We start from the raw sequence: 14198 nt of genomic DNA, 5'->3' as shown, positions 1-14198 counted from the left end.
CGTTTTCAGTTAGTCCGTTGAGTGGACCATGCATACCGAAAACCCAAAATCAGGCGCTGTATACTGTAGCGACTACCAAAACACTGTTGAGACGGGCGTAACGGGGACCGATGGGCCTGCGGGCGACGCGTCGACAGGGTCGGGGGCAAGGCCGGGTGTGGGGCGCTTGGTGCTGAATAGCTTGTTGAACGAACGGGTGTACAGTAAGCTCAAGCCACCGCCTGTCGAGATAGTAGCACTGGTAATGTTGATCTGGTTCAGAATGCTCTGCTGGTTGCGGTTATACACTTTAGCCCGCAGCCGTCCGTCCGACGTCAGCCAGTATTCCAGCGTCCATTCGCCCAGCAGACTGGCGGTGTTGTACTGATTTTGCCCGTACGTAAAGCCACCGTCGCGGCTGATCCGCAGCCGGTCGTTCAGCAGCCGGTACGAGAAACGCAGTTGCAGGTTGTTGAGCAGGTTTTCGTTTTGTGTCAGGGTGTTGCCCGTGAACCCGCCGAATGATAAACCAATGTCGAGGTTATCGTTCAGCGACGAAGCCAGTCGACTGATCTGATTCGATACCAGCTCACTCACGCTGTTGGCTACCCCTGCGTTGACCTGTCCCTGATCGAACAGGCTCGTCCCTTCCGGCAGCAGCTGATTGAACAGCAAAATACTGCTCACCTGCCGCGTTAGTTCCTGGTCGTTACTTTGTAGTCGCGACTGAAACGCCGTTACCGCCTGCCGGAAATCGGAGGTCGACGGATAATCCTTCACATCGACATTGTACGTGATGGCGGGTGAACCCAGATCACCGTTGATTTTGATAACCAGATCGACCGGGTACCGACGTGTCTGATCAGCACCACGACTGCCGGTTGGCAGCAGGGGCGACAGCGAGGTGTATTGCGTGTAAGCCGCTGTTACGTCGAGCAAAGCGCCATAGGGATCACCCGTCCAGGTGATGCGGCTGTTGGGGCGTATCTGGAAGCGCTTGTTGATGACGTTTTGAAACGTAAACGTGTAGTCGCCTTTCTGAATCGCGTAGTTGCCGGTCATCGAGAAGTCGCCTTTCGTGTCGACCCGCATAGCGATCAGCCCTTGTCCATACGCCTTGATGATATCGCCCGTTTGCTTGTCCAGCTGAATTTCGCAGTAGGCATCAGGGGTGATGTTGAAATTGAAATCCATCGTGATCCGCGACAGATCGATACTGCCCGGCCGCTCGTCAGGGGGGAGGTCAGCGCCCGGCTTTGGTGTTGCATGGCTGACAAATCGAATCTGGTCGTCGGACGATACCGACGCGGCTCCGTCGAGCGGAATGTAGATGCGTGTCCCCTTGTTACTGGCCACGTTGGCGCGAACGGCCAGGTTGTCGAGCGGTCCCGTCAGTTCCGCCTTGCCGCTGATTACGCCCTGCCCGTAAAACACGTCGTTATCGGACACCGTGGTGTTCATAATCCGGAAGTTGCGGAAGTCGGCATCGAAGCGCAGGTTGACATCCCGGAACCCGTCGTGGTAAACACCTCCGCGCAGTAAAGCCGTGTTACCGTCGGGATCGCGGAGTGTCAGCCGACGGGTAATGATTTCGTTCTCCCCGAAGTAAACTTTGTCGTCGAACGTGAAGTCCGTTTTGAGGTAATCGAAGCGCCCGCGTCCGTTTTGCAGACTTAGCTCGCCTTGCAGCACAGGAGCAACCGGCCGGCCTTTGATGGCAATCTGACCGACGGCCGTACCCCCCAGATTGGAGAACAGGCCTTTCGTGAACGAGTCCAGAATGGCCAGGTCAGCATTAGTGACGGTGGCGGTCAGATCCAGCGGATCGGTGGTTTGGGTCGGCGTGTAGTTGCCCAGAATCGTCAGTACGTCGGACCCGCTGCGCCGTAACCGCGCATCGACGTTTAGCTGTTGCAGTGCCTGATCCCATTCGGCCTGGCTACGTAAATCGCCGAACAGGGTACTATCGTACGACAGGGCCGTTACGCCAAACTGACTTTCGAGGATGGGTGTCTTGTAAATGTTTCGGACCGACGCCGTCCCGTTCAGTGTACCGCCCAGTTTGGTATTCAGCACGGAGTTGAGCGACTGAAGCCGGAACGACGTGGCGGCTACGTTCAGTACCTCGCTCGAATCGGCCGACAACCGACCCGCTGCCTGTATACGCTGATCCTGGTTCGCAACCGACAGGTTTCGGATGGTGTATTCATCGCCTACCTTCCGAATCAGGCTTTCGGGGTTCAGCGTCCAGTCGCCGTCGAGAACGCGGAGCTGCGATTGGCGGAACGTCAGGTCGATGGCATCGCCTTTAAAGCGCAATTCACCGTTCAGAGCGGCCCGGTTGCTGCTGCCTGCCTGATCGATGCTGGTGGTGAAGTCGATATGATCGGTATCCCAGAATCCTTCGGCCTGTAGGTTACTCGTGGGCAGCGCTTTGCTGAACGTTTGCCATTTTGACGACAAGACGGCCGAAGCCAGTACTTGCGGGGTGAGCGTGAACTTCGACGTCGTCAGATCCAGATCGGTCGGGCCGAAACCGATCGTGCCGAAGCGCAGGGAGTCGGTATGAACAGTAGCCGTCAGCAATGATGTATTACCGACTGTGAAACGACCTTCGAGTCGGGTTGCCGGCGCGACGTGCGTCGTCGGCGACAGAAACGCAATCAACGGTGCGATGTCTTTCGAGATCGTCTGGTAATCGATGCTGTACTGGGCTAGTCCGGTGCGGGGCAGGCGCTGCTTCTTTCGGGCGTAGTACGCGTTCATCCCGGCCGCATCGCCCGCAAAAAACAGCCGGTATTCGCGCGCTAGCTGGGTCAGGTCGTCAATAGTGCGCTGGGGCTGAAAGTCACCCTGGAGCCGGGCCGTCATAAATTCGGAGTCAAGTCCGAAATAGCGCTGTGTGCTGACAGAATCAGGGTGACCCGTCTGATGGCGTTGTTCGACCGATGATACCAGCGACAGCGTATCGATGCGAAGGGTACGCCGGTTAAGTGTCAGCCGGGTATCGCGAAAATAAGCCTGCCCGACTATGTTATCCAGCTTGTTACCGGTGAGCTGTACGTCGAGACTGGTGCTGACCTGTAGCGAATCGCTGACAAAACCCAGCGCCCGCAAATCAGCCTGTTGCACCGTACCGCGCATGTCGTACCGATTCAGGGGTTGCGTAAAATCGAACTCTCCGTCGAGGTCGAATGCCAGGTTGGGGTCGCGCAACGACAGCTGACCGTGGAAGAACGCTTTTTGCAGGTTGCCCCGTACGGTTACGTCCCGATAGTTGTAGCCTTGCCAGCCAAAGCGCGCCAGTTGCCCATTGACGTCGACGCTGGCTTTGTCAAGACTGGTACCACGGCCCGAAAGCTGCGCCTGCCCGTCGAGTAGCCCGAACTGTTCGGAATCATCGATCAGTATCCCAAGGTTCAGGTCCGACGCTTTGAGATTCGCAACGTAGGTCGTCAGATCGCTGTTCTTGGGCAGCTTCAGCGCAACGTCGCCCGTAACCGTCCCGATTGCCGTGCGAAACGTACCGGTATTTTTGAAATCACTGAACGAGCCGACGAAGCGCGTGTTGAACGATACCGTTCCCAGTTTCTGAATCGTTTTGTTGAAGCCTTCGTCGGGGTAGTACTGCCGAATGTCGGCCATGTTGACAACGGAGGGTGCGAAGGCCAGATTAACCGTAGTTCGGTCGATGTCGGGTAGCCCTTTCCAGGTCAGATCGCCCGCGAGTCGACTGCGTCCGCCGGGGCCAAAACGCAGGTCGGTGCGTTGTAACCGAAACTCATTGACGGTGCCCGTGAACAGCCCCGACAGATACCAGGTCTCGTTAAGCCCGCGCAGGTAATCGGAGAAAAAGCCGAGGTCTTTCGAACGAATCTCGCTGTCGTGAAAGCGGGCCTGTATCAGCACGCGGCTGTTGAAATCGCCGAACGCCGACGGCCGTTCGTAGAAAAACGTCAGGCTGTGCCGGATGATGGAGTTGCCGATGTGCGCGTAGAGCCGGTCGAAATCCATCGTCTTGGCGCTGTATAGAAAACGTGTATCGAGCCGCCGGATGCGTAGCCCTGAACCCTTATCAACGCCGGATAGGTTCTTGATGTTGAGCGCAATCGTGTCGCCCAGTATCAGAAACTGACTGACGTTGCCCGTCAGGTTTTTAAGTGTAAAATGGTTGTAATCGAAGCTGTTACGGTCGCGCATGTACGGCTCGCGCGGATCGTCGAGTGTATACGCGCCGTCGATGAGCTGAATTTTCGCGATTGTAAACGGCGTATGCTGATCGGGTACAGACGGGCGGGTTGTATCGGCCGTCAGCTTGTCGATCTGGGCAATGAATTCATCGAGATTTGTATCGCCCGTGCGCGGATTTTTGATCATCCTGACCGCCGGCTGGTACAACACGGCTCCGTCGAGGTGCAGGTTGTGGGCCGACGAATCGATCAGATTGCGCAGGTTATAATCGAGGTCGAGCCGCCCAACCTGAATCATGGGCCGCTGTTCGCGGTCGAGAATTGTTACGCCCGACAGCGTCAGCGAGTCAAACCATTTAATGGATACGCCGTCGATATTAACCGGGAATTCCAGCTTCTCCGATACCCGTCGGGCTACTTCCTGCACGATGCGTGTCTGTACAACCGGGAGTTGTACGGCCAGTAAAAGCGCAAACGCTACGCCTACTACCGCCAGGACGAGGTAGAGCAGGGTTTTGGCGAGTATGGCAAAAAACTGACGCATTCAGGGCGGAATTGCCTAAAGTACAATGGATTAGCGTGTCGGAAAAATGACGTTATCAACCGGTACAAGGTGTACCGAATAGACAACCCACCCTTGCAACGGTTTAGTAGCCAGTTCCATTGTTTTTTCAATAAACTGATATGGGGCCGTCAATAGTTTGCCGATCTATATAATTGTTCCGCGTGTTTGAGGGAGCGGCTAATCACAACTACACGGATGGCGTACCAGTTGTTGACAGCCACAGTTTGAAAACCCCAAATTTACAGATCAATGCCTAAATAACGCGTCGAATCGTAGTTCCATCCTAATCGATCATTCGAGCAAGTCAGCAAACACATTGTATGTAGTCGGTAATCAACCCTCCGGTACGACAGATCAGTATTGTCCTTCGCCAAAGCCGCTTTATCTGTTATTTTTGTGCGTGATTATTTTAGCTATCGAATCATCCTGCGATGAAACGTCGGCGGCCGTGCTGGTCAACGGCGATATGCGTTCCAACGTCATTGCGGCCCAGCTGATTCACGAGCAATACGGGGGTGTAGTGCCCGAACTGGCGTCGCGGGCGCACCAGCAACATATCTGGCCGGTAGTCGAGCGTGCCCTGGCCGACGCCAGCGTTGCCAAAACCGATCTGTCCGCAGTAGCCTTCACGCGAGGGCCTGGTCTGTTGGGATCGCTGCTGGTTGGGGCTTCATTCGCTAAAGCACTGGCCCTTGGGTTAGCCATTCCATTGATCGAAGTCAACCACATGCAGGCCCATGTGCTGGCGCACTTCATCGACGATCCCGAACGGCCCGAAAAACCGAACTTTCCGTTCCTATGCCTGACGGTCAGTGGAGGGCATACGCAGATCGTACGCGTCGATGGTCCGCTGGCGATGCACGTGATTGGACAGACGATGGACGACGCTGTGGGGGAGGCCTTCGACAAATCGGCTAAGCTGCTCGGTTTACCGTATCCGGGTGGGCCACTGATCGACAAGTATGCTGCCGAAGGAAACCCGCTGGCGTATCGCTTTCCCATGAGCGAGATGCCGGATCTGAATTTTTCGTTCAGCGGTATCAAAACGGCTATCCTATACTTCCTGCGTCAGCAAACAAAAGACAACCCTGACTTCATTCAGCAACACCTGCCCGACATCTGCGCGAGCATTCAGCATACGCTGATTCAGATGCTACTGACGAAGCTGAAACGGGCTGTACGCGAAACGGGTATTACCCAGATTGCCATTGCGGGCGGGGTATCGGCGAACCGGGGGCTGCGTACAGCGCTTAATCAACTGGGGCAGGAGCAGAACTGGCAAATCTTTATCCCACGCTTCGAATACTGTACCGACAACGCGGCTATGATTGCTATGGCGGCCAAGTTCAAATTTGAGCAGGGCGACTTTGTCGATCAGACCGTTAGCCCGCTGCCACGACTGAGTTTTTGATGAAGTTCCCGGTATTCAGTTTACGGTTTTCGGTAAGCTGACGCGGGCCACATTTCAGCATCGTCTACCGTAAACTGAATACCGAATACCGTAAACATTAGACCACAAACCGACACTATGTTTCTGTCTGCACTATACATCTACCCGATCAAATCGTTAGGCGGTATCGCGGTTGATGAAGCCGTGGTTGAACCGAAGGGATTACGGTATGACCGGCGTTTCATGCTGGTTGAGCCCAACGGGAAATTCATCACGCAGCGGAGCCACCCGATCATGGCGCTGATCGACGTGCGTATCGACGGCGAGACGTTGCTGGTCTGGCACCGGCATTATCCCGACGACATACTGACGCTGCCGCTGGAAGGCCCGATGCCAGATACGGGCGAAACTATGTCCGTTTCGATCTGGGATAGCAAGGACGTACCGGCCCAGACGGTTAGTGCGGAAGCCGACGCCTGGTTTTCGCGCATGCTGACGATGCCCTGCCGACTGGTATACATGCCCGACAGCACGCACCGACCCGTCGATGAACAGTATGCCCGGCAGGACGACCCGGTCAGCTTTGCCGATGGCTACCCGTACCTGCTCATCGGACAATCGTCGCTCGATTACTTGAACCAGCGCGTCATCGCTGAAACGGAGCCTGATCCAATGGACATGGCCCGCTTTCGGCCCAATCTGGTTGTCAGCGGAAGTACTCCCTACGACGAAGACAGCTGGGCTGAGTTTCAGATCGGTGAGCTTACGTTTTATGGCGTGAAACCCTGCGCCCGCTGCGTACTGACCACAATCGACCCGGCTACGGCGCAGAAGGGACGCGAACCGCTGCGAACATTAGCGACCTATCGGCAGTATACTCACAAGATTTTATTTGGCCAGAACGTACTGCCCGATCCGTCGGCGTCGGGCGTGCTGCGGGTTGGTCAGCCAATCAACGTCGTCGTACGTCAGGAACCCTGGCTAGCTCCGCCCGTCGATCTGGTTTAGTAACTAAGGTTTACACCATCAGCTTTGTTTACCCTCCTTCGTAACGCTTATTATTTGAGTGCACCGGTTGTGCTGGGCGCAGTACTCTCCAACCGGCTGGCGACCCGCCTGTCCGACGTTGACCCTGTCCACTGGGCTACGCCGGTTGTGCTGGCGCTGGTCGTTTACATCATTTATACGGCTGACCGACTTTTTGACGTCCGTAAGCTGGGGCGTACAACGCCACTGGCGGACCTGACGGCCCGCCACCGTTTTCATCGGCTTCACGAAACGCAGCTCTGGTGGTCGATTATCGCGGCTGGTTTGGCCGCACTGGTGCTGATTTTCTTTCTCCCCTGGTCCGTAATCGAGTTCGGGCTGGTGTTGGGCGCAGTCTGCGCGGCTTACATCGCCGTCGTGTTTTCGCTTCCCCAGCGTCATCCGTCACTCTTGTTGAAAGAACCCCTGGTTGCCGTAATCTACACGGTGGGGGTATGGGGAAGCGTCTGGGTACAACGCCCGTCGATCAGTGGTACCGATATTACGGAGGGATTGATGTTTATGGCCGTCGCCTTCCAGAATTTGTTGCTGTTTGCCGTCATGGAAGAGCTGGAGCATACCAGGCAGGCAGACTTCTCGCTGGCTACCTACTGGGGCTTAAAAACCAGTAAAACAGTGCTGACACTGCTTACTGTACTGATCGTCGGTACGGCACTGACACTCTGTTTTATCGTCGATGATCGCTTTGCGCAGCGGTCAGCGCTGATACTGGGGCTGATGAGCCTGGCGCTGCACGTCATCCAACGGTTTCCAAACCGATTCGTCAAACACGAGCGCTATCGGTGGCTGGGCGACGCTGTATTCTGGTTTCCGGCCCTGGTGTTGTAACCGCGCGTCCAGTCAACGTCGAACCAGTGCTTTTACGTCAGGCTTTCCCTGTACGTTTGTTAGAATGTCCAGCAGAATGCTGGCAATATATTCCCGTTTATTCATGACGATGTCGTGCCGGCTTTCGGGCAGCAAAAACTGCTTGACCGGCGCGTTGACGAGGTGCTGCTGTGCAAACGATACGTTGGTCGGGTACACCAGTTCGTCACGTTGTCCGTGTAGCATCGTGATTTTAGCTCGGATACGATCCCAGTCGGGCAGGATAGCCCGTAACGCCTGATAGTGCGCTAATTTCTCGTCGTTGGCCAGCCGTAGCAGCGGAGGGATTCCCCAGTGCAGCAATGGACTGTCGACCAGATAGCTGATCGGGTACGTCCGCTCCAGACCCGGCCCCAGCGCCGACGAGACAAAAACCACATGGTCGACCCGGCCAGGGTTGTTCATCGCCAGCCGCGCCGACACTGATCCTCCGTACGACGAACCGACAATAATCAGTTGCGGGGCATTGCGATACCGGTCAATGAGTGGCTGTAGAAACTGTGCCTGCCGAATAATCGATGTCTCCACCCGACCAAAATCAGAATAGCCATAACCCGGCCGGTCGACGGCGACAAGCTGGGCACGGTCGAGGAGAGCGGTATCTTTGAAAAAACCGTTGAAGAACGAAAGTGAACTAGGCGCACCATGCACGAACAGGACAACCGGCAGCCGCTCTCCCGACCGGGAACGGGCTGGGGTTTCCATAAACCGAATGGTGCGGGTGGGGGCGGAGTCGGACAGACTAACCTGGTAACGGTGTACTGTGGGCCGAACCGACTGACGCCTGAATTCAGCTATCAGCTCCTGATCGGTCTGGCGGAAGTCGAGCACCCAGGCTATTACGACAGCCCCGGCAGCCAGTATTACGACGATAACGAGTGTCCAGCCCAGCAGACGAAAGAAACGCTTCATTGATTAACAGATGGAGAAGCAGGTATACGGCAAAAACGCCTTCCGGGCCAAGAAGGTTATCGGACTTCCTGCTCCACCGCCAGAAAATGGGTTAGCTCGCCCTGACTGTTGTACATCGGGTCGATAGCCACCTGACATACGTAGGCATCCCCACTCTTGCGGTAGTTGATCAGCTCGGCTTGCACGGGCTTGTGTTGCTGCAGCGCATCGCGAATTTGCTGCAACACCGTCGGATTCGTGCCGGGACCGTGTAGGATGCGTGGGGTTTTACCAACAACGTCCTGGTTCCGATAGCCGGTCATCGACAAAAAGCTGTTGCTTGTCCAGAGAATCGACTTGGCTGGATCTGTTAGTACAAAAGTGAAGCCATCCTTCAGTTTCTGGGTGTACTGCCGTTGCTGCCGTCGACTTAACTGCCAGTCGAAGATGCTGCTCAACCGTTGAAACAGGGCCTCTTCCGACCGACGGGCGCGCTCCTGCGCGTGCATAAGCAGGAATATTTCGTAACTGATCGCTGGGTATGGGCGGTTTCCTTCAGGACGGAGCCGGGAAGAAAACTGATCAGGGGAAGTGTCGGATGGTGTATCGAGAGGTAGCATACTAGCGGAAATCGGCAGCACAAGGTAACTGGTTCAAGTCAGAAACATATTGTTTTTCTAAAAGGATACCATTTGTTGAAAAATATTTTCGTTGCAAAACGGCTGATTACCAGTTGTTGATTGGTTTTTTGCCGCGTAGTCGTAATTTTTTTTGGGGCAGTCGCTTGCGTTGAATCAAATAGGCTACTACTTTTGTGCCACGATAAAGGGAAATAAACAGCCCCACATCGAAAAAAGGTTCGGTAGTTCAGTTGGTTAGAATACCTGCCTGTCACGCAGGGGGTCGCGGGTTCGAGCCCCGTCCGGACCGCCAACAGAGAAAGAAAAGGCCTTGTAGCATCGCTGCAAGGCCTTTTTGGTGCGCAAACTATCACCGGTTTGAAACAAGCAAGAGCCCCGACACGCGATCATGTCGGGGCTCTTGCTTGTTGTGATTTGCTAGTATATCGATTTTGGTCGATCGGCGGGGGCGGTACCCCAGGCGGAACTGGGTTTGTCGCTCATATCGATGATTAATGTGCCGCCGTTGAGCAGGTCCTGATGTCGGATGTATGAGCGGGTGTAGGGCTTACCGTTCAGCGTCATCGTCTTGATGTAGCGGTTTCTCGCGCTGTTGTTGCGGACGTTGATCGAGAACGACTTGTTGTCGGGCAATCGGAGCGTGATGGCATCGAACACAGGGCTGCCGAACACGTAGGCTCCGTTGGCCGGGTTGACGGGGTAGAAGCCCATCGCTGATAACACGTACCAGGCCGACATCTGTCCAACGTCTTCGTTGCCACACAACCCGTCGGGACGGGCTGAATACAACGAATCCATAATGTACCGCACTTTGTCGGCTGTTTTCCAGGGCTGACCGACGTAGGCGTAGAGGTACGTGATGTGGTGGCTGGGTTCGTTGCCGTGCGCATACTGCCCGATCAGGCCCGTGATGTCGTTGGAAGCTTCGGCACCCATTTTGGCTTTGACGACAAACAGCGAATCCAGCTTTTTCGTGAAAGGCTGTTCGCCACCCATCAGTGTCATCAGCCCTTCTACATCGTGCGGTACCAGCCAGGTGTACTGCCAGGCATTCCCTTCCGCAAAATCGTCTTTCATATGGCGCGACTCGACCGGGCTGAACGGGGTGCGCCAGGCCGTTTCCGATACCCGGCCTCGCATAAACTTGGTCGTTGGGTCGAAATAGTGCTGGTATGCTTTGGCGCGCTTGCTGAAGTAGGCGTAGTCGTCGGCTTTGCCCAGCTTTTTGGCGACCTGCGCGACGGCCCAGTCGTCGATGGCGTATTCGAGGCCTTGTGCCACGCTTTCCACCATGCTGTCGGCCGGGATGAATTGTAGATTCCTGACGAATTTCAACCCACGCGGGTCGCGCATGGCGCTGGCTTTCATCGCTGCGTAAGCGCGGTTGGCGTCGATGCCGGGGACACCTTTCAGAATGGCGTCGGAGATGATGGGAAGCGAACTGTTGCCGGGCATGGTGTTGGTTTCGTTGCCCATCAGTGGCCATATCGGCAGACTACCCTGCTGCTCGTAGATGGCAAGCATGGAATTGACCATGTCGCCCATGCGCTGGGGTTGGAGCAGCGTGTAGAGCGGATTGGCCGCCCGATACGTGTCCCAGAGCGAAAAGGTCGTCAGGTTGGTAAACGGTGCTTTGAGATATACTTTCTTGTCCGTACCGCGATAATCGCCGTTGTGGTCGTTGAAAATCGACGGCGCGATCATGGTATGATACAAAGCTGTGTAGAATGTAGTCAGCCGCGCCCGGTCCGATGATGTAGCCTGTACCTTTCCTAATTCCCGGTTCCAGCTGGCGTCGGCGTTCGACCGGACCTGATCGAACTGCCAGTGGGGTAACTCGGCCCGGATGTTCGCCAGTGCATTCGCCGAACTCACGGGTGAAATGCCGACTTTCAGCAGCACCGTTTCCCCGGCTTTCGTGGTAAAGCTCAGGATTCCCTTTGTTTTGGCGCTGGTCAGGCTGGTGCCGCTGGCAGCGGTCTGATCGTTGTATAAAGCGAAGTTGGCGACTGGACGCGACAGCACGATGGCGAAATACAGCCGTTGATCGGCGGCCCATCCTTTTGAAAGTCGGTAGCCTACCAGGGTGCTATCGTTTACCTTCTCCAGCTTCGTGTCGATCGATTTATCCCAGCCGATCCCCTGCTCCAGATCGATCAGAATATGAGCATCGCTGGTTTTGGGAAAGGTGTACCGATGCAGCCCCACGCGCTCCGTTGCCGTTAGCTCCGCGTCGATGTTGTAGCGGTCCAGCTTTACCCGGTAATAACCGGGCCGGGCAATTTCGTTGCTGTGTGAAAAATGCGACGCATACCCGCTCTGACTATTACGGGGCATGCCTTTTGTCAGATGAACGGGGCCGGTCGTCGGCATAATCAGCACGTCGCCGAGGTCACCGATGCCCGTACCGCTGAGGTGTGTGTGCGAAAAGCCGATCATCAGTGAGTCGGTGTTGTGATAGCCGGAACACCAGTCCCAGCCGTCGGCCAGGCCCATTGGCCCCAGTAAGGTCGGGCCGAGTTGCACGGCCCCAAACGGTACGTTGGCTCCCAGAAAGACATGCCCGTGAAAACCGGTACCGATAAATGGGTCGACATACTGGGTAACGCCCTGACTGGCCGGCGTGCGGTTTGCTGATTGCTTGACGCGGTTTGCTGATTGGGCAGCGACGTCTGGCGCTGTATACAGCCCGGCCAATGCCAGCCCTGATAAAAGAAATCGGGAGAGAAAGGTCATTGGTACTTAGTTGCCGGAGAGCCGGACATCATCAATGTAAAAAAGAGTGGGTGCGGTCTGCTCATCGCAGCCGGGCAGGGGCGGGTCGTTGGTTTCGTTGGGCGTCTGCCGGTTCGGTAAATTCCGGTACGGCCCCGTACGCAGCGACAGGCGTTCTACAGACGTAACGGCTTCAGCCAGGCGGGCATTGCTCAGCACCGGCTTATCGTTGGCGGATACGCTGTAAGTACCCCCCGGGCTTGCTTTCACGACCAGCTTGAGCGTATACCATTGGCCCGGTTGCACCGTCTGAAGTACTTTCTCGGTACCGCCGTCGACCGCCAGTAACTGCTGCTTAGCCGTAACGCGAAGCCGCACCGGCCGATTACCGTACTGATCGGTCAGGTCAATATCGAGGTCACCCGTGTTTTTGGGATCAGCGTACAGGCGCAATTGTACCGTAGCGGTTCGGCTCTCCTTAAATACCCGAATAGCGCGGGCATAATCGTACGGGTCGGTGTCGCGTAGTTCAAGACTTAACCCTTTCGACGCGCCGGGTGCTTTCACGAGGGTGATGGGTGCCCACTTTGGCGCGTAAATATTCCAGTCGGGTACGGCACCGCCCGGTGTCAGCTTGTCGAAATTATCGGCGACAGGGCCGGTCACGGCGTAGCGAATGGGCGTCGGGATGCGGGAAACCCACATATCTTCCTTGTTGACACTGTAGGTCATCCACATATCCGAACCGGGTGGGTTTCCATTACCTTCTTCGATACCACGCATGTAGCAGGGACCGAAATCTTTCCAGCGCCCGGTGAATCGGCGGAGCGGTACTTCGCCACTCACCAGTAGCAGATTGTCGAAGACGATACCATCATCGCCCGAGATAATGGCCAGGGGGTAGCGGTACTGCGTTGTTTCGATGGGGTTGTACGAAATGGCGTAGCGACCGTCGTCGGTACGTTGGCCCCATACTTTCCCCCCCGACATTAGCAGTGTCGGGACTTTAACGGGAGCGGAGAACGTTTTTCCCTCGTCGGCCGACAGGCCCGTCAGCGACTTTTTCCAGAGGGCTACGACCTGTCCGTCTTTACGGTGATAATAGGAGAGCGCCTGCCCCGCTTTGTTCGTACCGTAGAAGCCGTCTTTTCCGTTGTCTTCGTCGTACCATTGGAACGTCATCAGCTTGTCGGCCAGGAGCGCGTCGCAGGCATTGACGAAGCCGGTATCGGGCGATTTTTTGTAGAAGGGGTAACTCGTGTTGGTCTCGTTCCAGTTGTTGTAGCTGCTGTACCGAATGAAGTAAATCGGTCCGAACGTACCGTCTTTGTAGACTTCGCGCACGACGCGGCCGATACCCCCTTTTCCGAATGGATCGTCGGTATGCCCGTAAAAGGCAACCGTCAGCAGTCTACCGTCGGGAGCGGTGTAGAAGCCCATGCGCTGGTGCATCATGTAGCCGTGGTAGCCTTCCGGAATCGTGACACCTTCAGGTGCTTTGTAGGGCGGAAACGCTACCTGGGGTTTCTCCCAGTTGCGACCATCCGTTGAGGTGACGAGCAGCGTCTGGCCGGGTGCCACGTGCTCATCAGCGGGATTGCTCAGGTACTGCTGGTAAAACCGGCCGTTCCAGTAGCACAGGTTCGACGCGTGGTTGTAGGTCCAGCCGTAGCCGTCGGCCTGTTCGGGGTGGGTTCGGTTGGCGCGTAAGGTCTGTCGGTTCTCGACGCCGATGGCGTAGCGAAGCCGACCTTCATGCAGTGTCGGGTCGACGGTTACCCCGCCAACATAGCGAACCGGTTCAGCCGGGCTACCCGTTTGGGCGTGAATAGAGGAAACTGTCAGCAGACCAGCAATGGCGACAGACAGCAGTGAACGAATGGGTTTCATGCAAGCCAGGTTGTATTTGTCTG

Annotated in this window: 8 protein-coding genes and 1 tRNA gene; 4 read left to right on the top strand and 5 right to left on the bottom strand. The window is 56.0% G+C overall.

Annotation, left to right across the window (positions count from 1 at the left end):
* Nucleotides 1–72: 72 nt before the first annotated feature.
* On the bottom strand, nt 73–4713 hold the full coding sequence (locus CLV58_RS05710; RefSeq protein WP_106136826.1) for a translocation/assembly module TamB domain-containing protein: 4641 nt from the start codon (nt 4711–4713) through the stop codon (nt 73–75).
* A 421-nt stretch (nt 4714–5134) separates the two neighbouring features.
* Here CLV58_RS05710 and tsaD point away from each other — a divergent pair, with 421 nt between their 5' ends.
* The 3 genes from tsaD (at nt 5135) to CLV58_RS05695 (ending at nt 7999) form a co-directional block, all read left to right on the top strand.
* A complete protein-coding gene (tsaD, locus tag CLV58_RS05705) occupies nt 5135–6145 on the top strand; it encodes a tRNA (adenosine(37)-N6)-threonylcarbamoyltransferase complex transferase subunit TsaD (RefSeq protein ID WP_106136825.1) in 1011 nt (336 codons plus the stop codon).
* A gap of 117 nt (nt 6146–6262) precedes the next feature.
* Nucleotides 6263–7132, top strand: coding sequence for an MOSC domain-containing protein (locus CLV58_RS05700; protein WP_106136824.1), 870 nt, complete (start codon nt 6263–6265; stop codon nt 7130–7132).
* 24 nt (nt 7133–7156) lie between these two features.
* Entirely contained in the window at nt 7157–7999 is an 843-nt protein-coding gene (locus CLV58_RS05695) for a hypothetical protein (protein ID WP_106136823.1), read from the top strand.
* Between the two features lie 12 nt (nt 8000–8011).
* On the opposite strand, the gene CLV58_RS05690 is transcribed toward CLV58_RS05695, so the two are convergent.
* Together CLV58_RS05690 and CLV58_RS05685 are read right to left on the bottom strand one after the other, a co-directional pair.
* Complete coding sequence (locus CLV58_RS05690) at nt 8012–8950, bottom strand: alpha/beta fold hydrolase (RefSeq protein WP_106136822.1); 939 nt, start codon at nt 8948–8950, stop codon at nt 8012–8014.
* A 56-nt stretch (nt 8951–9006) separates the two neighbouring features.
* Nucleotides 9007–9549, bottom strand: a complete 543-nt coding sequence (locus tag CLV58_RS05685; RefSeq protein WP_106136821.1) for a PAS domain-containing protein — start codon at nt 9547–9549, stop codon at nt 9007–9009.
* Nucleotides 9550–9785: 236 nt separating this feature from the next.
* Between CLV58_RS05685 and CLV58_RS05680 the strand changes: the two genes are divergently transcribed.
* A tRNA-Asp gene (locus tag CLV58_RS05680) sits at nt 9786–9862 on the top strand.
* A gap of 125 nt (nt 9863–9987) precedes the next feature.
* Here the strand turns inward: CLV58_RS05680 and CLV58_RS05675 are convergent.
* Entirely contained in the window at nt 9988–12306 is a 2319-nt protein-coding gene (locus CLV58_RS05675) for a GH92 family glycosyl hydrolase (RefSeq protein WP_106136820.1), read from the bottom strand.
* Nucleotides 12307–12312: 6 nt separating this feature from the next.
* The gene (locus CLV58_RS05670) at nt 12313–14175 is read right to left on the bottom strand and encodes a sialidase/neuraminidase family protein (protein WP_245882229.1); all 1863 of its coding nucleotides are present in this window, start codon (nt 14173–14175) and stop codon (nt 12313–12315) included.
* Between the last annotated feature and the right edge of the window lie 23 nt (nt 14176–14198).

The organism is Spirosoma oryzae, assembly GCF_003002825.1.
In the GTDB taxonomy this organism is placed as follows: domain Bacteria; phylum Bacteroidota; class Bacteroidia; order Cytophagales; family Spirosomataceae; genus Spirosoma; species Spirosoma oryzae.
The sequence above is the reverse complement of the archived record's forward strand: the minus strand, read 5'-3'. Positions and strand labels throughout refer to the sequence as shown.

Bases quoted from the DNA above. Each gene is read 5' to 3' on its own strand.
- CLV58_RS05710 (WP_106136826.1), bottom strand. From the start codon at position 4,713: ATGCGTCAGTTTTTTGCCATACTCGCCAAAACCCTGCTCTACCTCGTC.
- CLV58_RS05700 (WP_106136824.1), top strand. From the start codon at position 6,263: ATGTTTCTGTCTGCACTATACATCTACCCGATCAAATCGTTAGGCGGT.
- CLV58_RS05690 (WP_106136822.1), bottom strand. From the start codon at position 8,950: ATGAAGCGTTTCTTTCGTCTGCTGGGCTGGACACTCGTTATCGTCGTA.
- CLV58_RS05685 (WP_106136821.1), bottom strand. From the start codon at position 9,549: ATGCTACCTCTCGATACACCATCCGACACTTCCCCTGATCAGTTTTCT.
- CLV58_RS05675 (WP_106136820.1), bottom strand. From the start codon at position 12,306: ATGACCTTTCTCTCCCGATTTCTTTTATCAGGGCTGGCATTGGCCGGG.
- CLV58_RS05670 (WP_245882229.1), bottom strand. From the start codon at position 14,175: ATGAAACCCATTCGTTCACTGCTGTCTGTCGCCATTGCTGGTCTGCTG.